This is a genomic window from Acidovorax sp. JG5, assembly GCF_017939685.1.
In the GTDB taxonomy this organism is placed as follows: domain Bacteria; phylum Pseudomonadota; class Gammaproteobacteria; order Burkholderiales; family Burkholderiaceae_C; genus Acidovorax.
In genome coordinates this window covers 197,379-214,705 of the sequence record NZ_JAGKSE010000003.1, presented here as the reverse complement: position 1 = coordinate 214,705, position 17,327 = coordinate 197,379, and the positions used below count along the sequence as shown (strand labels likewise).

Annotated in this window: 19 protein-coding genes; 6 read left to right on the top strand and 13 right to left on the bottom strand. The window is 65.6% G+C overall.

Translation table 11 applies throughout. The features are described 5' to 3' along the window. The first annotated feature begins 4 nt into the window (after positions 1–4). Positions 5–616: an SCO family protein gene (locus tag J8G26_RS05085; protein ID WP_210568172.1), complete on the top strand. Its 612-nt coding sequence runs from the start codon at positions 5–7 to the stop codon at positions 614–616. Positions 617–659: 43 nt separating this feature from the next. On the opposite strand, the gene J8G26_RS05080 is transcribed toward J8G26_RS05085, so the two are convergent. The 3 genes from J8G26_RS05080 to ftsY all read right to left on the bottom strand — a co-directional run bounded on the left by J8G26_RS05080 (position 660) and on the right by ftsY (position 4,386). After that, positions 660–1,664: a tripartite tricarboxylate transporter substrate-binding protein gene (locus J8G26_RS05080; RefSeq protein WP_210568171.1), complete on the bottom strand. Its 1,005-nt coding sequence runs from the start codon at positions 1,662–1,664 to the stop codon at positions 660–662. A gap of 130 nt (positions 1,665–1,794) precedes the next feature. Next, a complete protein-coding gene (rpoH, locus tag J8G26_RS05075) occupies positions 1,795–2,736 on the bottom strand; it encodes an RNA polymerase sigma factor RpoH (protein ID WP_087747327.1) in 942 nt (313 codons plus the stop codon). Positions 2,737–3,036: 300 nt separating this feature from the next. Continuing rightward, positions 3,037–4,386 carry a signal recognition particle-docking protein FtsY gene (gene ftsY, locus J8G26_RS05070; protein ID WP_210568170.1) on the bottom strand — a complete coding sequence of 450 codons (1,350 nt, stop codon included), beginning with the start codon at positions 4,384–4,386 and terminating at the stop codon, positions 3,037–3,039. Between the two features lie 28 nt (positions 4,387–4,414). Between ftsY and J8G26_RS05065 the strand changes: the two genes are divergently transcribed. The 4 genes from J8G26_RS05065 to coaD all read left to right on the top strand — a co-directional run bounded on the left by J8G26_RS05065 (position 4,415) and on the right by coaD (position 8,702). After that, entirely contained in the window at positions 4,415–5,872 is a 1,458-nt protein-coding gene (locus tag J8G26_RS05065) for a pitrilysin family protein (protein WP_210568169.1), read from the top strand. A 21-nt stretch (positions 5,873–5,893) separates the two neighbouring features. Next, positions 5,894–7,267: a pitrilysin family protein gene (locus J8G26_RS05060; protein ID WP_210568168.1), complete on the top strand. Its 1,374-nt coding sequence runs from the start codon at positions 5,894–5,896 to the stop codon at positions 7,265–7,267. Next, entirely contained in the window at positions 7,264–7,980 is a 717-nt protein-coding gene (gene rsmD, locus J8G26_RS05055) for a 16S rRNA (guanine(966)-N(2))-methyltransferase RsmD (protein WP_087747321.1), read from the top strand. The genes J8G26_RS05060 and rsmD overlap by 4 nt, the downstream gene beginning before the upstream one ends. A gap of 221 nt (positions 7,981–8,201) precedes the next feature. Further along, positions 8,202–8,702, top strand: a complete 501-nt coding sequence (gene coaD / locus J8G26_RS05050; RefSeq protein ID WP_210568167.1) for a pantetheine-phosphate adenylyltransferase — start codon at positions 8,202–8,204, stop codon at positions 8,700–8,702. 22 nt (positions 8,703–8,724) lie between these two features. On the opposite strand, the gene J8G26_RS05045 is transcribed toward coaD, so the two are convergent. The 6 genes from J8G26_RS05045 to J8G26_RS05020 all read right to left on the bottom strand — a co-directional run bounded on the left by J8G26_RS05045 (position 8,725) and on the right by J8G26_RS05020 (position 12,815). Beyond that, positions 8,725–9,807, bottom strand: a complete 1,083-nt coding sequence (locus J8G26_RS05045; RefSeq protein WP_210568166.1) for a putative zinc-binding metallopeptidase — start codon at positions 9,805–9,807, stop codon at positions 8,725–8,727. A 175-nt stretch (positions 9,808–9,982) separates the two neighbouring features. Then, positions 9,983–10,300, bottom strand: a complete 318-nt coding sequence (locus J8G26_RS05040) for a BON domain-containing protein (protein WP_210568165.1) — start codon at positions 10,298–10,300, stop codon at positions 9,983–9,985. Between the two features lie 110 nt (positions 10,301–10,410). After that, positions 10,411–10,557, bottom strand: a complete 147-nt coding sequence (locus J8G26_RS05035; protein WP_157667136.1) for a hypothetical protein — start codon at positions 10,555–10,557, stop codon at positions 10,411–10,413. A 37-nt stretch (positions 10,558–10,594) separates the two neighbouring features. Next, positions 10,595–10,984, bottom strand: a complete 390-nt coding sequence (locus J8G26_RS05030) for a hypothetical protein (protein ID WP_087747313.1) — start codon at positions 10,982–10,984, stop codon at positions 10,595–10,597. Between the two features lie 64 nt (positions 10,985–11,048). Beyond that, complete coding sequence (locus J8G26_RS05025) at positions 11,049–11,213, bottom strand: DUF1328 domain-containing protein (RefSeq protein WP_087748356.1); 165 nt, start codon at positions 11,211–11,213, stop codon at positions 11,049–11,051. A gap of 237 nt (positions 11,214–11,450) precedes the next feature. Then, a complete protein-coding gene (locus J8G26_RS05020) occupies positions 11,451–12,815 on the bottom strand; it encodes a CHASE3 domain-containing protein (protein ID WP_087747311.1) in 1,365 nt (454 codons plus the stop codon). Between the two features lie 120 nt (positions 12,816–12,935). On the opposite strand from J8G26_RS05020, the gene J8G26_RS05015 reads away from it, so the two are divergent. Then, on the top strand, positions 12,936–13,568 hold the full coding sequence (locus J8G26_RS05015) for a response regulator transcription factor (RefSeq protein ID WP_086911501.1): 633 nt from the start codon (positions 12,936–12,938) through the stop codon (positions 13,566–13,568). An 86-nt stretch (positions 13,569–13,654) separates the two neighbouring features. Here J8G26_RS05015 and J8G26_RS05010 read toward each other — a convergent pair whose 3' ends face one another. The 4 genes from J8G26_RS05010 to gpmA all read right to left on the bottom strand — a co-directional run bounded on the left by J8G26_RS05010 (position 13,655) and on the right by gpmA (position 17,325). Continuing rightward, a complete protein-coding gene (locus tag J8G26_RS05010; RefSeq protein WP_087748355.1) occupies positions 13,655–14,071 on the bottom strand; it encodes a response regulator in 417 nt (138 codons plus the stop codon). Between the two features lie 114 nt (positions 14,072–14,185). Beyond that, complete coding sequence (locus J8G26_RS05005; protein WP_087747309.1) at positions 14,186–14,938, bottom strand: HesA/MoeB/ThiF family protein; 753 nt, start codon at positions 14,936–14,938, stop codon at positions 14,186–14,188. A 76-nt stretch (positions 14,939–15,014) separates the two neighbouring features. After that, complete coding sequence (locus J8G26_RS05000; protein ID WP_087747307.1) at positions 15,015–16,451, bottom strand: S41 family peptidase; 1,437 nt, start codon at positions 16,449–16,451, stop codon at positions 15,015–15,017. Between the two features lie 130 nt (positions 16,452–16,581). Continuing rightward, the gene (gene gpmA, locus J8G26_RS04995; protein WP_087747304.1) at positions 16,582–17,325 is read right to left on the bottom strand and encodes a 2,3-diphosphoglycerate-dependent phosphoglycerate mutase; all 744 of its coding nucleotides are present in this window, start codon (positions 17,323–17,325) and stop codon (positions 16,582–16,584) included. Between the last annotated feature and the right edge of the window lie 2 nt (positions 17,326–17,327).

Below are 17,327 nucleotides of genomic sequence, written 5' to 3'. Positions count from 1 at the left end.
ACCCATGCTCAAAAGAAATGCTCTTAAATTAATAGCTGTTAGCGCTTTATCCATAAGCGCTAGTGCCATATTGGGTGCTTGCTCTGGCAAAAAGACCGAATTTCGCGGTGTGGACATCACCGGGGCCGACTACGCCCGCGATGTTCCGCTGACCGACCACAACGGCCAAAAGCGCAGCCTGCAGGACTTTCGTGGCAAGGTGGTGGTGGTGTTCTTCGGCTACACCCAATGCCCCGACGTGTGCCCCACCTCCATGCAGGAGCTGGCCGAGGTCAAGCAGATGCTGGGCAAGGACGGCGACCGCCTGCAGGGCATCTTCGTCACCGTGGACCCCGAGCGCGACACGCCCGAGGTGCTCAAGGCCTACATGGCCAACTTTGACCCCAGCTTTTTGGCGCTGTCGGGCACCCCCGAGCAGATCGCCGCCGTGGCCAAAGACTTCAAGATCTACTTCAAGAAGGTCGATGGCAAGACCCCCACCAGCTACACCATGGACCATTCGGCGGGCAGCTACGTGTATGACACGGCAGGCCGCCTGCGTGTGTACAACCGCTACGGCAGCGGTGCACAGGCACTGGGCGCCGATGTGCGGGCGCTGCTGCAAGAAGCGGGGTGACCGGGCAAAGCGGGCCACCCGCGCCCGCCCCTTAATCGGTTCTTTATTCGGCCTTGATCTTTTGTGAATTGATCACCGCGCCCAGCACGCGCGCATCGGTCTGGATGCGCTTGGCCAGCCCCTCGGCGGTAGTGCCCGTCACCTGCCAGCCTTGTTGAAACAGCTTGTCGCGCACCTCGGGGCTGCGGGCGATTTCGCTGAACAGTGCCGACAGGCGCGCCACCACCGGCTTGGGCAGTGATCGGGGCGCGGCCACCGCGTTCCAGATTTCGAGGTTGAAGTCTTTCACGCCCGCCTCGGCCAGGCTGGGGACTTCGGGCACCAGGGTGCTGCGCCCGCTGGAGGTGACGCCCAGCACGCGCAGCTTGCCCGCGCGGGCCTGCGCTGCCGCCATGGCCGGGGGCAGCAGGGCCAGCTGGATCTGGCCGCCGATGATGGCGTTGATGACCTGCGGATTGCCCGGATAGGGCACATGCACCGGGTGGATGCCGGCCTTGGCCTTGAGCAGCTCCATGCCGATGTGCGCCACCGTGCCCACGCCTGGCGTGCCATAGCTCCAGCGGTCGCCGCTGGCGCGCGCGGCCGCAAAAAACGCCTGTGCGGTCGCCCCCGGTGCGTTGGCTGGTGCGGCGAGGGCCAGCGGGGCCGTGGCGATCAGGCTGATGGGGGCCAGGTCCTTGAGCGGGTCGTAGTTGATCTTGGGGTTGATGAGCTTGGCAATTGTCAGGTTGCCATTGATCATGACGCCCAGGGTGTGGCCGTCGGTGGCCTTGGCCACGGCGTCGGCGGCGATGTTGCCGCCCGCCCCCACCTTGTTTTCCACAATCACCGGCTGCCCCAGGGCTTGGGCCAGCGGCTCGGCCAGGGTGCGCGCCACCAGGTCGGGCGACGACCCACCCGGAAAACCCACCACCAGCTTGACCGGCTTGGTGGGCCAGCCCGGTGTCGCCGGGATGGGAAGGGCCGCAGTGGATTGGGCCAGGGCAGGGCTGCACGCAGCGGCAAGGGCCAGCACCAGCGCTGCGCGACGCAAGGGGGACGGGGTCATCAGAAACTTCTCCGGTCTGGACGGGTGCGCGTGGCATTGCTGGCACCCAAAAAAAAGCGCGCAACCGCAGTTGCGCGCTGAATGATCCCTGCCGTTCGCGCCTGGGTGTGCGCTCGCGGACAGGCAGCGCTCAGGCGTAGTCGGCCAGCGCGGTTTTCATTTTCTTCATGGCGGCCACTTCGATCTGGCGAATGCGCTCGGCGCTCACGCCATAAACGGCGGCCAGGTCGTGCAGTGTCATGCCGCCCGAGCCATCGTCGTTGACCTTGAGCCAGCGCTCTTCCACGATGCGGCGGCTGCGCTCGTCCAGGCTGGCCAGTGCCGTGGCAATGCCATCGGTGGCCAGTTCATCGCGCTGGCGCGACTCGATCATCGCCGTGGGCTCGTGCGAGGCATCGGCCAGGTAGGCAATGGGGCCAAAGGCCTGCTCGCCATCGTCCGATGGGGCGGGGTCCAGCAGCACATCGCCGCCCGCCATGCGGGTTTCCATCTCGATGACTTCTTCGCGCTTGACGTTGAGCTGCGCCGCCACCGAGTCGATCTCGTGGTCCGACAGCGTGTCGCGGTGCGTGCCGGCATCGGCCGCTGCCGCATCGGCCTTGAAACCCTGCTTCATGGAGCGCAGATTGAAGAACAGCTTGCGCTGCGCCTTGGTGGTGGCCACCTTCACCATGCGCCAGTTCTTCAGGATGTATTCGTGGATCTCGGCCTTGATCCAGTGCATGGCGTAGCTCACCAGGCGCACGCCCTGGTCGGGGTCGAAACGCTTGACCGCCTTCATCAGGCCCACGTTGCCTTCCTGGATCAGGTCGCCATGGGGCAAGCCGTAGCCAAGATACTGGCGCGCAATCGACACCACCAGGCGCAGGTGCGACATCACCAGCCGGCCGGCGGCGTCCACATCGTTGTTATCGCGCAGCTGGCGCGCATAGGTTTGCTCTTCCTCGTGGGTGAGCAGGGGCAGGCGGTTGACGGCCGAAATATAGGCATCCAAGTTGCCCAAGGGCGGCACCAGCGCCCATGGATTGGCGGGGGCCAAAGTCGTCGTTGCGGTTCCAGATGGAAATGTCATTCCGGGAATCCTTTCCTCTAAGCCTTCATGTTAGCACTCTGTTGGAGGGAGTGCTAAGCCCGGAGTTCCCATCCGGTTGTTCTGAAGTGCACTGTGCCAAAAATATGATTAAAAATGTCGCTTTGCGCAATACCAGCCAGCGTAATAAGCTATTAATAAGTGAGCGGATAATGCCCTTTGCACACTGTCTTGGTGCACCTTTGGCAGGCAGGAGTTCCAAGTCCGACAGCCTTCTATGGCTCCGTGACCCCGATGCCACCCGCTCCTTGTGCGGGTGGACTGCATGGGTGCGTGAGCCTCTCAGGTCAGCAGGGCCTGCGCAAATTCGCGTGCGTTGAAGGTTTCGAGGTCTTCGAGCTTTTCGCCCACGCCGATGAAGTAAACCGGAATCGGCCGTTCCTGCGCAATGGCCGCCAGCACGCCGCCCTTGGCCGTGCCATCGAGTTTGGTCACGATGAGGCCGGTGAGTTGCAGCGCATCGTCAAACGAGCGCACCTGGGCCAGCGCGTTCTGGCCGGTGTTGCCGTCGATCACCAGCAGCACCTCGTGCGGCGCGCTGGCGTCGGCCTTGGTGACCACGCGGCGGATTTTCTTCAGCTCTTCCATCAGGTGCAGTTGCGTGGGCAGGCGCCCGGCGGTGTCCACCAGCACCACGTCCTTGCCGCGCGCCTTGCCGGCGGTGACGGCGTCAAAGCTCACGGCGGCGGGGTCGCCGCCTTCCTGGCTGACGATCTCGACCAGGTTGCGGTCGGCCCATACGCCCAGTTGTTCGCGCGCAGCGGCGCGGAAGGTGTCGGCGGCCGCCAGCAGCACGCTGGCCCCTTCGTTGGCCAGGTGCTTGGTGAGCTTGCCGATCGAGGTGGTCTTGCCCGCGCCGTTGACGCCCGCCACCATGATCACGGTGGGGGTGTGTTCGCCGATGACCAGTGCTTTCTCCAGCGGGCGCAGCAGGTCGGCCAATGCATCGGCCAGCAGCCCTTTGACGGCGGCGGGGTCGGTGGTCTTGGTTTCCTTGACGCGGCGCCGGAGGTCGGTCAGCAGCCACTGCGTGGCCTTGACGCCGGTGTCGGCCATCAAGAGGGCCTCTTCCAGCTCTTCATACAGCGCATCGTCGATCTGGGTGCCGGTGAAAACGGTGGCGATGCTCGAACCCGTCTTGCGCAAGCCCGCCTTGAGGCGGTTGAGCCAGCCGGTGCGTTCGGCGGGCGGGGGCAGTTCTGTTGCCGGTGTGGGTGCCGGGGCCGCTGGCAAGGGCGGGGCGGCAACGGCGATGGGCTTGGCGGCGACCACCAACGGCGGCGGCGTGGGTGTCGGCCCAGGCGCAGACACCGGCGCAGATACCGGCACCGTGGCCGGTGGCGGCGCAACCACCGGGGGGGCTTGCGGCGCGGGCGGCTTGGCGGCAAAGGGGTTGCGCAGCCAGCCAAAGCCACCGCTGGCCGCCGGTGGGGGCGCGGCGACAGCGGCGGGCTCGGGCAACGGCTGGGGTGATAGCTGGGGTAATGGCGCCGGCGCGGCTATGGCCTGCTGCGCAGGCGCCATGGCCGCCGGTGGCGCGGGCGGAACATCCGGCACAGCAGGGGTTGCAGGCGCAGCCGCAGCGGGTGGTGCGGGCGTGGGGGGGGCTTTTTTCTTGAAAAAACTGAACATTGGCAGGTACTTAGAATCACTCCATTCTATGAAACGTGCTTTCACCCTTCTGGGCCTGCTGGCCTGCCTGAGTGCCGGGGCGCAATCCCCTGCTTCCGCACCCCCTTCCGCCCCCCGCTCCGCGAACCCGTCGGCGGCCCTGCCTGCGCAGGCTGCCACGGCATCGGGGGCGCGGCAATTCACGCTGTCCAACGGCATGCAGCTGATCGTGCAGCCCGACCGGCGCGCGCCCACGGCGATGCACATGGTGTGGCTGCGCGTGGGCTCCATGGACGAGGTCGATGGCACCTCGGGCGTGGCCCATGTGCTCGAACACATGATGTTCAAGGGCAGCAAGACCGTGCCGCCGGGCGAGTTTTCGCGCCGCGTGGCGGCCCTGGGTGGCCAGGAGAACGCCTTCACCAGCCGCGACTATACGGGCTACTACCAGCAGATTCCGGCCAGCCGGCTCGAAGACGTGATGCGCCTGGAGGCCGACCGCTTTGCCCACAACCAGTGGCCCGACGCCGAGTTCAAGAAGGAAATCGAGGTGGTCAAGGAAGAGCGCCGCATGCGCACCGAAGACCAGCCCCGCGCCGTGCTGGCCGAGCAGCTGTTTGCTGCCACCTACCTGGCCTCGCCCTACCGCCGTCCGGTGGTGGGCTGGATGAGCGACCTTGACGCCATGACGCCCGAGGACGTGCGCCATTTCCACCGCCGCTGGTATGTGCCCGGCAACGCAGCGGTGGTGGTGGCCGGCGACGTGGATGTGGCCCAGGTGCGCGCACTGGCCGAAAAATACTATGGCCGCCTGCCCGCCCGCGCCGTGCCCGCGCGCAAGCCGCGCGCCGAGCCCGCCCAACAGGGCCTGCGCCGCATTGCCGTCAAGGCCCCGGCCGAGCAGGCCTATGTGGCCCTGGCGTTTCGCGTGCCCAGCATGGAGCGGGTCGATTCGCTCACCGACGGCGACCGCGATGCGCTGGCGCTGATGGTGCTGTCGGCCGTGCTCAGCGGCTACGACGGTGCGCGCCTGGAGCGCGCCCTGAGCCAGGGCCCGCAGCGCGTGGCCGACAGCGCCGGCAGCTCGGCCATGGTGATGGGGCGCGGCCCCAGCCTGTTTTTGCTCAGCGGTGTGCCCGCCGAGGGCAAGACGGCGCAGCAGGTCGAAGACGCCCTGCGCGCCGAAGTGGCCCGCGTGGCCCGCGAGGGCGTGAGCGAAGCCGAGCTGTCGCGCGTCAAGACCCAGTGGATCGCCTCGACCGTGTACCAGCGCGACTCGGTGCACGGGCAGGCCCAGGACCTGGGCAGCAACTGGGTGCAGGGCCTGCCGCTCGATGCCGAAGAGCGCCTGCTGGCTCTGCTGCGCACCGTGACGCCCGAGCAGGTGCAGCAGGTGGCGACCCGGTATTTTGGCGACGACCAGCTCACGGTGGCCACGCTGCTGCCGCAGCCGCTCGATGCCAAACCCTCGCGCGCCGCACCCGCCGCTGGCGCCACGCGCCACTGAACCCGCACCACTAGGCATTGCATGATCACGTTGAAGAAAATTGCCGCCAGCGCATTGCTGATAAGCGCTGGAACCCTGCTGGGTGTCCAGCCGGCCTGGGCCCTGCTGCCCATCCAGCACTGGACCGAAGCCAACGGCGCCCAGGTCTGGCTGGTGGAAAGCCCCGTCATCCCCATGGTGGATGTACAGCTCGATTTTGATGCCGGCAGCCGCCGCGACCCGGCCGAACAGGCTGGCTTGGCCAGTGCCGTGGCCTCGATGGCCTCCAAGGGCGTGCTGGCCATGCCTGCCACTGTGGCGAGCGAGGGCGCTGCGCCGCCGCTCGACGAAAACGCGCTGGGCGAGGCCTGGGCCGACCTGGGCGCCAGCTTCGATGCCAGCGCCGGCAGCGATGCGCTGCATTTTTCGCTGCGCTCCCTGACCGATCCGGCGCTGCTGCAACGCGCCGCGCTGCTGGCCGCGCGCGAGATGGGCGAGCCCAGCTGGCCGGCCGACATTTGGCAGCGCGAGCGCGCCCGCTGGAGCGCCAGCATCAAGGAATCGCGCACGCGCCCCGCCACCGTGGCGGGCGAGGCCTTTGCCACTGCGGTGTATGGCAGCCACCCCTACGGCTTGCGGGCCACCGAAGACACGCTGGCGCGCATCGACGTGGCCGACATGCAGGCCTTTCATGCGCGCAGCATTGCCGCCTGCCGCGCCCGCGTGAGCATCGTGGGCGCCGTCAACCGCGCCCAGGCGCAGACGCTGGTGGCCACGCTGCTGTCGCGCCTGCCGGCGCGCACGGCGGCCGAATGCGCCCCGCTGCCGGCCGTGCCCGAAGTGGCGGCGCTGGCCGCGCCGGCCGAGCAGCGCATCCCCTTCGCCTCGGCCCAGGCCCATGTGCTGATCGGCCAGCCGGGCTTTGCGCGCCGCGACCCCGACTTTCTGGCGCTGCTGGTGGGCAACCACATCCTGGGCGGCGGCGGCTTCACCGCGCGCCTGACCAACGAGGTGCGCGAAAAGCGCGGCCTCAGCTACAGCGTGTACAGCGGCTTTGCGCCCGGCCTGCATGCAGGCGCCTTCACCATTGGCCTGCAAACCCGGCCCGACCAGGCTGCGCAAGCCGTGCAGGTCTCGCGCGACGTGCTGGCCCGCTTTGTGCGCGAAGGCCCCACCGAGGCCGAGCTGCGCGCCGCCAAGGACAACCTGATCGGCGGCTTTGCGCTGCGCATCGACAGCAATCGCAAGTTGCTGGGCAACGTGGCCAACATCGCCTGGAACGGGTTGCCGCTCGACTACCTGGACCACTGGACCAAGCGGGTCGAGGCGCTCACCGTGGCCGACATCCGCGCCGCGATGGCGCGCAAGCTGCAGCCCGAGCGCATGGTCACCGTGATCGTGGGAGGCCAGCCATGAGCCGCTCCAACCTGCGCCTTGAATCCCTGCCCGGCGGCCGCCTGGCCCGCCCCGCCAGGAACGCCCCTGCGGCAGAGCCCCACGCCAAAGAGGCCACGAGCCCCGTCAAGAGCCCCGCCAAGAACGGCGCCAAAAAAGACGCCACCCCCAAGGCCGCGGGCGAAATCCGCATCATCGGCGGCCAGTGGAAGCGCACCCGCCTGCCCGTGGCCCAGCGCCCCGGCCTGCGCCCCACGCCCGACCGCGTGCGCGAAACCCTGTTCAACTGGCTGGGCCAGGACCTCACCGGCTGGCATTGCCTGGATGCGTTTGCCGGCACTGGCGCGCTGGGGCTGGAGGCGGCTTCGCGCGGCGCCGCTGCCGTGCAACTGGTCGAAAACGACGCCGCCCTGGTGGCCCAGTTGCACAAACTGCAGCAACGCCTGGCGGCCACCGCCGTGCGCGTGCAGCGCGGTGATGGCATTGCAGCCCTGCAGCACGCGGCCCCTGGCAGCCTGCACCTGGTGCTGCTCGACCCGCCGTTTGGCAGCGCCTTGTTCGAGCCCGCCCTGCAGGCCGCAGCCAAGGCTGTGGCGGCAGACGGCTCTGTGTATCTGGAGGCGCCGTTGGCCTGGACCGACGAGGCGCTGGCCCCGTTCGGACTGGCCGTGCACCGCCACCTGAAGGCCGGCGCGGTGCATGCGCATTTGCTCCAGCGGCGCACGACAGCCTGACATGGCCGCGCTGATTTGCTATTGAATATATAGCGTGTGGCGCTTATGGGGTAAGCGCTAGAGCCGAATTTTTCATAAAAATGGGGGTGCGGGCCCTGCCTTCATTGGTGGCGGCCTTGCACTGCATAATGCGGCCACGCGGCCCGGCAGGCCCCGGTGGCGACCACGATGTCCACGAGCCGGGGCCATATGCCCAACCGCCCATCAAGAGACCCCAGCCCATGGCCCACAACGTGCTCGCCATCTACCCCGGAACCTTCGACCCCATCACCCTGGGCCATGAAGACCTGGTGCGCCGCGCGGCGCAACTGTTCGACCGGGTGATCGTGGCCGTGGCCATGGCCCACCACAAGAAGACCCTGTTCAGCCTGGACGAGCGCATGGACATGGCGCGCGAGGCGCTGCGCGACTGCCCGCAGGTGAGCGTCGAGCCCTTCGATGGCCTGGTGACCGCGTTCACCGCTGCGCGCGGCGGCACGGCCATGCTGCGCGGCCTGCGCTCGGGCACCGATTTCGACTACGAATTCCAGCTGGCCGGCATGAACCGCGCGCTGGTGCCGCACATCGAGACGGTGTTCCTCACACCCAGCAGCCAGCACCAGTTCATCAGCAGCACGCTGGTGCGCGAAATCGCCACGCTGGGCGGCGACGTCGCGCAGTTCGTCTCGCCCGTGGTGCACGCGCGCCTGATGCGCAAGCTGCAGCGCGCAGCGGCGGCTTGAGCCTAAGATCGCAAACACGTTCTTACCCTGCGGGCGGCGGCACCAGCATGTCGTGCACAAAGCGCAGCTTGCGCATGGCGCCCGACGAGAGCGCAAACGGGTAGGCGTCGTTTTGCCCCAGGCTGCGGTTCAGGCTGTTGAGCATCAGGGTCAGGGGCACCCATTGGCGCACCATGTCGTCGAACGGCGGGCGCGGGTCTGCGAAGGGGTCGGTGACCTGGTAGCGCTGGGCGGCATGCGGGTCGGGCACGGTCATGCTGGCCTGGTAGCTGGCGGCGGTTTCGAGCAAATCCACCATGTGCAGGTAGTGGGCCCAGGTTTCGGCCCAGTCTTCCCATGGGTGGGCGGCCGCGTAGCTGCTGACATGGTGCTGGCGCCAGTCGCCCAGGTCGTTGCCTTTGGCGTAGTGGGCGCTCAAGGCGCTGGCGTAGTCCTGGCGCTCATCGCCAAACAGGCTGCGAAATGCCTCCAGGCAATGGCCGTCGCGCACCAGCTGGTCCCAGTAGAAGTGGCCCGATTCGTGGCGCAGGTGGCCGATCAGCGTGCGGTAGGGCTCGCCCAGCGCCACGCGCCGCTGCGCGCGCTCGCCATCGTCGGCCTCGGCCACGTTGAGGGTGATGGTGCCGCCGTGGTGGCCCGTGAGGATGGGCGGGCCGCCGGGCCAGTCGGCCAGAAACTCGAACACCGGCCCGAACCGGCCCGGCGCGGGTTCCAGCCCCAGGCGGGCGAGGGTGTAGAAAAGCTGGCGCTTGGCCGATTCGATTTGCTTCCAGCGGCCCAGGTTGGCGGGCTCGGAGAGGTCGGGCAGCACGCGCGTCTGGCGGCACGATGCGCACAGCGGTGAGAAATCGTTGGCCGGCACAGCAAAATTGCAGGCGTCATAGGCGGTGTGGTTGCCGCACATGCGATAGAGCCGCCCGCTGTAGTCGGCACTGCCGCGCTGCCCCATCCGGCGCCACAGGTCCGGCCCGTCTTGCGGGGCCGGGGCCAGCGCCGCCATGGCCAGCAGCTCGGGCACAAAGGCGAGCGTGCTGCCGCAGTGCAGGCATTGCACGCTGTCAAAAAAAACGAGGTGACCGCAATGGTCGCAATTGAATACCCGCATGGTGTTGCAGCATAACTCCTGCGGTGGGGTGCACCGCGGGCAAAGGTGAGAAAGCGTGGCGGTCAGTGGAAAAGGGCACAAGCGCCAGACCAGCGGGTCCGGCGCTTGTGCCCTTTTTCAGCCACGTCGCTGGCGCACGGCGTGCGCCGTGATCGACAGCGTCAGGCCTGAACGCTCAGGGGCGTACAACGATGCTGTTGCGCACTTCCTTGACGTTCTTGGTGTTGCGCGCAATGGCTCCGGCCTGGTCCTTCTCAGCCTGCGACTTTGCAAAGCCTGACAGCTGTACCGTGCCATTGAGCGTTTCAACGCTGATGGCGGTTGCCGAAACGGTTTTGTCTTCGGCCATCTTGGCCTTGACGGCGGTGGTGATGCCGGCGTCATCGATGTAGGAGCCAACAGACTCCTGATTGCGCGCCACGGCACAGCCCGTGGCGGTAACGACGGTAATGGCTGCAGCTGCGGCAAAGGCAAGGGCACGTGCGTATTTCATGGTGTATTCCTTCATAGAGTTGGGACGCGGGTGCGAGGGAAAATCACAGTCTGCCGGTTTATTGCACCCTCCGTAACCGGCTGGCTGTTGTGGCGCTGAAAGCGGGCGCGCTAGGTTTTCAGCAAGTCTTTGAGTTCGTCGGCATGCTCTTGTTCATCGGCCAGTATGCCTTTAAGCATGCGTTTGGTGGTCTTCAAGGCGTTTTCGTCATGCGTCATGGCGGAGCCATGAGAGGGCAGATGGCTGATCGTTTGCATGGGGCACCTTCAATATGGCGGAAAGCTCCGTCGTTCATCACGGATTGCGGCGGCGGGACAGCAGCAGCAAGGCGGCCGTGACAGCGGCGCCGGCGGCAGCGGCAATGGCAACGGACTTGCCCGGTTGTTGTACGACGTAGCGGGTGGTGGCGTCGGCGGCCTGCTGCACCTGGCGGCGAGCGCGGGCACCGGTGTCTGCGCAGAAATCGATGCTGCGTGTGGCCAGGTCTTGCGCGCGGGTGGCCAGATCGTCGATCACGGGGCTGGCTTCGCGGCGCAGTTCGCGCACGCTGGTGGCGGCCTTGTCCAGGGATCCATTGGCCACGTCGCGTGTAGTCTGCACGGCGTCCTGGGCACTTTGCAGCACGTTGTCTGCGATATTGCGGGCGCCGTTGGCAACTTTGTCGGTGGTGGACTGGATATTCATGGGTTCTCTCCGGAAAAAATGGGGGGAGCGCAATGGCTGCAAAAGGGCGGCAATGCGTTCAGGATCAGCGCTTGTTCAGTAGGCCCAGCACGAAGGTCACGATGGCCATGATCACGAACACAAAGAACAGGATCTTGGCAATGCCTACGGCGCCTGCCGCAATACCACCAAAGCCGAACACGGCGGCGATGAGTGCGATGACAAGAAAGACAACGGCGTAGTGCAGCATTTCCATCTCCATTTGGGGCCGGTGTGACCGGCGGTTGGGTGGCGCCAGAAGTTCGAGCGCCTGAGATGTACTGTAGGCAGTGCGGCCCGCCACGGATGCCGGTGGTTGGCGCGGCCCCGTGTCAGCGCGGGGATGGCCGGTGTGTAGGACGCCGCCGATGGCGCGGAGGGCCCGCCCGTAGACCGGTGCCCCGAACACGGGCATGCAGGCCGGCATAGGCAAAAGACTCTCAGCCTCTCAGTGCGGCTTGGGCAAGACGGCCGACACCAGGGTGCCGTTGCCGGGGCCGGAGGTGATGGTCAGTCGCCCGCCTGCGGCCTCCACCCGGTGGCGCATGCCGGCCAGTCCGTGCGAGGCAGGGCCCACGGCAGCGGGGTCGAATCCCTCGCCATCGTCGCGCACCTGCACTGTCACGTGGGTGGGATAGCTGTGCACGGTGACCAGCACTTTCTTTGCCTTGGCGTACTTGCTGATGTTGGTGAGGGCCTCTTGCACCAGCCGGTAGACCGTCAACTGGGTGGCGTCCGTCAGCTGCACGGCCTCCAGGCTGGTCTCGACCTCGATTCCGGCACCCTCGGCATGTTCGCGGGTCAGGATCTCGAGGGCCGCCGTCAGCCCCAGGTTGGACAGCGAGGAGGGGCGCAGGTCTTCGATGATGCGGCGTTTGAGGGCAATCCCGCTATTCAGCGTATCGGTCAGATGCTTGAGACGCTCGGCAATGTCGGGCGCCTGGTGGTCGATCTTGGACTTGAGCCGGGCCACGTCGAGTTTGGCGGCGGTCAGCAAAGCCCCCAGTTCGTCGTGCAGCTCGCGTGCAAGGTAGCCACGCTCATCTTCGCGCACCTGCTGCAGATGGCTGGCCAGCTCGGACAAGGATGCCGTGCGCTCTCGCACCAGGCCTTCGAGCCGCTCGCGTTCATGCTGCAGCAATTCCTGCTCGCGCTGGTTGACCTCTTGCAGAGTGCGCGCCTGGCGCAAGTACATGTAAAACGCCAGCAACCCAATGGCTGTCACGGTGGCAATGCCGATGCGCGACAACATCAGCGACTGCACAATTTGGCTGCGGCTCTCTTGCACCTTCTGGGCGCTGCGATCAATCAGCGCGTGGGCCTGCTTGCGGATCGACTCCATGTGCTCCTTGCCCACGTCGGTATGGAGGATGAATTTCCATGCATCCTCGTTGCCCTGCCGGCGCAGGCGCAGGCTCAGCTCCATCTCGGCCAGTTTGCGGGAGACCTCGCGTGACAGGTCGGCAAACTGTTGCAGCTCATCGGGTGACTTCAGGTACCGGTTGCGCAACTCGTCCAGGTTGGCATGCACGGTGGTAACGGCCTTGTCGTAGGGCTCCAGATAGGTTTCGTTGCCGGTCAGGAGGTAACCGCGCTGGCCGGTTTCGGCGTCGAGCATGCTTTGCAGCAGGCGGTTGACTGCATTGCGGGTCAGCTGTCCCTCGTTCATTTCTTCCACGGCTTTTTGCGAGCGCATGTGTCCGGCTTCGTTGATGCCAATGAGCACCAGTGCGGCCAGCAGGGCGAAAGGCAGGCTGACGGCCATCGTGCGGCTTTTGCGAAGCCAGTACCTGGAGTGATCTTTGAGGGGCATGAGAGATATTCGGATAATGGCGGTGAACTGCTACGCTGCCAGCTGCGGCGCGCAGGGCAGCGCAAGTATTTGGAACAACAACGACCCGGGGGTGGCATGGCCGCCCCCCGAAAGAGGCTCATGATCAAGATCGGCATTGTGGATGACCACGCGATTGTCCGTACCGGGCTGCGGCAGTTTCTGTCGGAGCATGTGGACTTGCGCGTGGAGGGTGAAGCGGGCAATGGCCGTGAAGCCATCGATCTCGTGCGCAACCATGAAATCGATGTGTTGCTGATGGACTTGTCCATGCCTGGCCAGAGCGGACTGGATGCGCTGGCCATGCTGCGCGCCAAGGCGCCCGACATGGGCATACTCATCCTGAGCGGATATCCCGAAGAGCATTACGCCATCAACCTCATCCGCCAGGGCGCAAGTGGCTACCTCAACAAGGAATGCGAGCCTTCCGAGATTGTCGAGGCCATTCGCACCATTGCATTGGGGCGGCGCTATCTCACGCCCGCCGTGGCCGAATTGCTCGCGCAGCAACTGAACCGTAAGGACGATGCCCCGCCCCACGAGCAATTGTCGGAGCGTGAATTCCAGGTGTTCCTGAAACTGGCCAAGGGCGAAACGGCCGGCGATATTGCCAAGGCCTTGTCGCTGAGCGTGAAGACCGTGAGCACCTACCGCACGCGGCTCATGGAAAAAATGGGCCTCTCGTCCAACAGCGACCTGACCTATTACGCACTGAAGAATCGGCTGATCGACTGAGAGGCGGGGGCTTTTGCCGCGCTGGCGGTGCGCTGGCAACGCCATGTCAAAACTGCCCCGGCACGGCCTGCGCAGGGGGAGGGGCTTCACGGCGCGTCCGGGCGAGGCTGCGGGGCAGCAGCGTGTTGTGCCTTGCCGCTGTGCTCGATGCAATAGTCCACCAACGCATCGATTTCATTGGACTTGTCGAAGACAGCATCCACACCGAGTTGCGCGCAGCGCATGCGCACGTCGGGGGTGGCGTAGTTGCTCAGCACCACCATCTTCTGGCCCGGCTTGCGTGTGCGGCAGGCCGCCAGCACACCGAGCCCGCTGCCCTGACGAAGAAACAGATCCACGATCGCAAGATCCCACTGTGCGCTGTGGGCGGTCAGCCACTCCTTGCCTTCATCTTCTGTGGCGCTGGCACCGACCGCCTCAATGCATGCGAGTTCTTCCAGCGTGCCGATCAGATTTTCCCGAATCGTGGCGTTGTCTTCAACAATATAGGTACGGAGTTTCACAGCCTGATCCATAGGGTGCGACCGGTGCAGATGTGCTGGGGCCGAGCCTTTAATTTAACGGGGTCGATGAACCCATTCTGCCAGCCGTCACACGCTTGAGCCGTAGGACGGTTCTTACTTTGACACGGCGCACACCGGGCAGTTGGGGTGCCGGTTCAGATGCATGGTGTTCCATTCCATGGCGCGGCCGTCGAGCATGAGCAGGCGGCCGGCCAGCGATGGCCCCGCGCCAGACAGCAGCTTCAGCGCCTCGGCTGCCTGCATGGCGCCCACCACACCCACGAGCGGTGCAAACACCCCCATGGTCGAGCACTGCACCTCTTCGAATGCCGCGTCGGGTGGGAACACGCAGGCATAGCAGGGCGAGGCTGCAGCGCGCGGGTCCACCACGGTGATCTGCCCGTCAAAGCGGATCACTGCCCCGACCACGAGCGGCTTGCCATGCCGCACGCAAGCCGCATTCACCGCGTGGCGTGTGGCGTAGTTGTCGCTACAGTCCAGCACCACGGTGGCCTGGGGCACCAGTGTGTCGAGCAAGGCGGCATCGGCGCGTGCCTGCAAGGCCGTGACCTGAACCTCCGGATTGATCGCCGTGATGGCCTGCGCTGCCGACACCACCTTGGGCTGCCCCACGCGGGCGGTGGTGTGGGCAATCTGGCGCTGCAGATTGGTCAGGTCCACCACGTCGTTGTCGACCAGCGTGATGCGCCCGACGCCGGCCGATCCCAGAAACAGCGCCGCCGGCGAGCCCAGGCCCCCGGCGCCGATGACCAGCGCATGGCTGGCCAGAATGCGTTCTTGCCCCTCAATGCCCACTTCGTCGAGCAGGATGTGGCGGGAATAGCGCAGGAGCTGGTCATCGGTCATGGTGAATTTTGGGGCGTGGCACATGAAAAAGGCCGGGCTCCGTGGGAAGCCCGGCCTTGATGGTATGAGAACGGTATCAGTTCTCTTTCTTTTCTTCCTTGCGCTCGGTCAGCGTCTTGCTGACCAGCACAGGGCGGCCCTTGAGCTGGTTCAGGGCCTGCGTCAGCTGGAAGTCCTTGTCGGTGCCGAACTCAGGAATCTTGCGTTCCGCCACGGGTTTCTTGGCTTCTTCTTCCAGGCGCTTGCGGGCTTCTTCGCGGGCTTTTTCCCGGCCTTCGTCCTTGGGTTCATCGCCCTGGCCGCTGCCCAGGTGCTTGTCCAGGTCGGCCTCGCGCATGCGCAGCGCGGCAAACACATTGCCTTCTTCCGACTCGTCGATCATCACGTCAGGCACGATGCCCTTGGCCTGGATCGACTTGCCACTCGGGGTGTAGTAGCGGGCGGTGGTGAGTTTGAGGCCGGTGTCCGGGCCCAGGGGGCGCACGGTCTGCACCGAGCCCTTGCCAAAGGTCTGGCTGCCCATGATGGTGGCGCGCTTGTGGTCTTGCAGCGCACCGGCCACGATTTCGCTGGCCGAGGCAGAGCCCTCGTTGACCAGCACGATCAGGGGCACCGTCTTGAGCGCCGCGGGCAGCCGCTTGAGCGGGTCACCGCTGCCGCGGCGCTGGTAGAACTCGGGCGCGGCCTTGTAGGTGGCCTTGCTTTCGGCCAGCTGGCCGTTGGTGCTGACCACCGTGACGTTCTCCGGCAGGAACGCCGCCGAGATGGCAACGGCCGCATCGAGCAGACCACCGGGGTCGTTGCGCAGGTCCAGCACCAGGCCCTTGAGATGGGGGTCCTGCTTGTAGATTTCCTCGATCTTGCGCACGAAGTCATCCACGGTGCGCTCCTGGAACTGCGACAGCCGCACCCAGCCGTAACCTGGCTCGATGAGCTTGCCCTTGACCGACTGGGTCTTGATTTCTTCGCGCGTGATGGTGACTGGGAACGTGCGGTTCTCGTCCTTGCGGAAGATGGTGAGCGTGACCTTGGTGCTGGGCTCTCCGCGCATCTTCTTGACGGCGTCATTGAGCGACAGGCCCTTGACGGCGGTGTCGTCAATTTTGGTGATCAGGTCGTTGGTCTTGAGCCCGGCGCGAAAGGCGGGAGAACCCTCGATGGGCGAGACAATCTTGATCAGGCCGTCTTCCTGGGTGATCTCGATACCCACGCCCACAAAGCGGCCTGACGTGCCTTCGCGGAATTCCTTGAAGGACTTCTTGTCGAAATACTGCGAATGGGGGTCCAGGCTGGCCACCATGCCCGAGATGGCGTCGGTGATGAGCTTCTTGTCATCCACCGCCTCCACATAGTCGGTCTTGACCAGGCCGAAAACAGCGGAGAGCTGCTGGATTTCCTCCAGCGGAAGCGGCGTCATGGCGCCGCGCGCCATCGTTTGCAGGGACACCGTGGTCAGCGCTCCTGCCACCACGCCAATCGATACCCATCCTGCAATTTTGAGTTTGTGGCCCATAGAACACCTTTACCGCTTCAATTCAATATACAACTTGGAAGGCCTGCGCCCGCTGCGGTTCCGCGCGGGCACCTACTTTCGCAGGATTTTTCGGGTTTTGGCCCGGCTTTACACCGGCTTCACATCTGTTTCAGGCTTTGCCCTGCGATGCCACGGCGGCGGCGGCCCTGGCTGCGGCCTCGGCATCCCCCAGATAGTAGTGGCGGATGGGCTGGAGGTCGTCGTCGAGCTCGTATACCAGTGGAATGCCGTTGGGAATGTTCAGCTCCACGATGTCGTGGTCGGAGATGTTGTCCAGGTACTTGACCAGCGCCCGGATGGAGTTGCCGTGCGCGGCAACCACCACCCGCTGGCCCGAGCGGATGGCGGGGGCCATGGTGTCGTTCCAGAACGGCAGCACGCGCGCCACGGTGTCCTTGAGGCATTCGGTCAGCGGAATGTCTTGCGGGTTCAGGTCGGCATAACGCGGGTCGGTGCGCTCGCAGCGTGGGTCGGTGGCTTGCAGGGCTGGAGGCGGCGTGTCATAGCTGCGGCGCCACACCAGCACCTGCGCGTCGCCGTATTGCTTGGCCGTCTCGCCCTTGTTCAGGCCCTGCAGCGCGCCATAGTGGCGCTCGTTCAGGCGCCAGCTTTTTTGCACGGGCAGCCAGGTGCGGTCCATCTCGTCCAGGGCATACCACAGGGTGTGGATGGCGCGCTTGAGCACGCTGGTGTAGGCGATGTCGAACTCGTAGCCTTCTGCCTTGAGCAGTTTGCCGGCGGACATGGCCTGCGACACGCCGGTGGGCGTGAGGTCCACATCGGTCCAGCCGGTGAAGCGGTTTTCAAGGTTCCAGGTGGATTCGCCGTGGCGAATCAGAACGAGTTTGTGCATGG

Bases quoted from the DNA above. Each gene is read 5' to 3' on its own strand.
- J8G26_RS05080 (WP_210568171.1), bottom strand. From the start codon at position 1,664: ATGACCCCGTCCCCCTTGCGTCGCGCAGCGCTGGTGCTGGCCCTTGCC.
- J8G26_RS05060 (WP_210568168.1), top strand. From the start codon at position 5,894: ATGATCACGTTGAAGAAAATTGCCGCCAGCGCATTGCTGATAAGCGCT.
- rpoH (WP_087747327.1), bottom strand. From the start codon at position 2,736: ATGACATTTCCATCTGGAACCGCAACGACGACTTTGGCCCCCGCCAAT.
- J8G26_RS05025 (WP_087748356.1), bottom strand. From the start codon at position 11,213: ATGCTGCACTACGCCGTTGTCTTTCTTGTCATCGCACTCATCGCCGCC.
- ftsY (WP_210568170.1), bottom strand. From the start codon at position 4,386: ATGTTCAGTTTTTTCAAGAAAAAAGCCCCCCCCACGCCCGCACCACCC.
- J8G26_RS05045 (WP_210568166.1), bottom strand. From the start codon at position 9,807: ATGCGGGTATTCAATTGCGACCATTGCGGTCACCTCGTTTTTTTTGAC.
- J8G26_RS05000 (WP_087747307.1), bottom strand. From the start codon at position 16,451: ATGGGCCACAAACTCAAAATTGCAGGATGGGTATCGATTGGCGTGGTG.
- J8G26_RS05040 (WP_210568165.1), bottom strand. From the start codon at position 10,300: ATGAAATACGCACGTGCCCTTGCCTTTGCCGCAGCTGCAGCCATTACC.
- J8G26_RS05035 (WP_157667136.1), bottom strand. From the start codon at position 10,557: ATGCAAACGATCAGCCATCTGCCCTCTCATGGCTCCGCCATGACGCAT.
- J8G26_RS05015 (WP_086911501.1), top strand. From the start codon at position 12,936: ATGATCAAGATCGGCATTGTGGATGACCACGCGATTGTCCGTACCGGG.
- rsmD (WP_087747321.1), top strand. From the start codon at position 7,264: ATGAGCCGCTCCAACCTGCGCCTTGAATCCCTGCCCGGCGGCCGCCTG.
- J8G26_RS05020 (WP_087747311.1), bottom strand. From the start codon at position 12,815: ATGCCCCTCAAAGATCACTCCAGGTACTGGCTTCGCAAAAGCCGCACG.
- gpmA (WP_087747304.1), bottom strand. From the start codon at position 17,325: ATGCACAAACTCGTTCTGATTCGCCACGGCGAATCCACCTGGAACCTT.
- J8G26_RS05085 (WP_210568172.1), top strand. From the start codon at position 5: ATGCTCAAAAGAAATGCTCTTAAATTAATAGCTGTTAGCGCTTTATCC.
- J8G26_RS05065 (WP_210568169.1), top strand. From the start codon at position 4,415: ATGAAACGTGCTTTCACCCTTCTGGGCCTGCTGGCCTGCCTGAGTGCC.
- J8G26_RS05030 (WP_087747313.1), bottom strand. From the start codon at position 10,984: ATGAATATCCAGTCCACCACCGACAAAGTTGCCAACGGCGCCCGCAAT.
- J8G26_RS05005 (WP_087747309.1), bottom strand. From the start codon at position 14,938: ATGACCGATGACCAGCTCCTGCGCTATTCCCGCCACATCCTGCTCGAC.
- coaD (WP_210568167.1), top strand. From the start codon at position 8,202: ATGGCCCACAACGTGCTCGCCATCTACCCCGGAACCTTCGACCCCATC.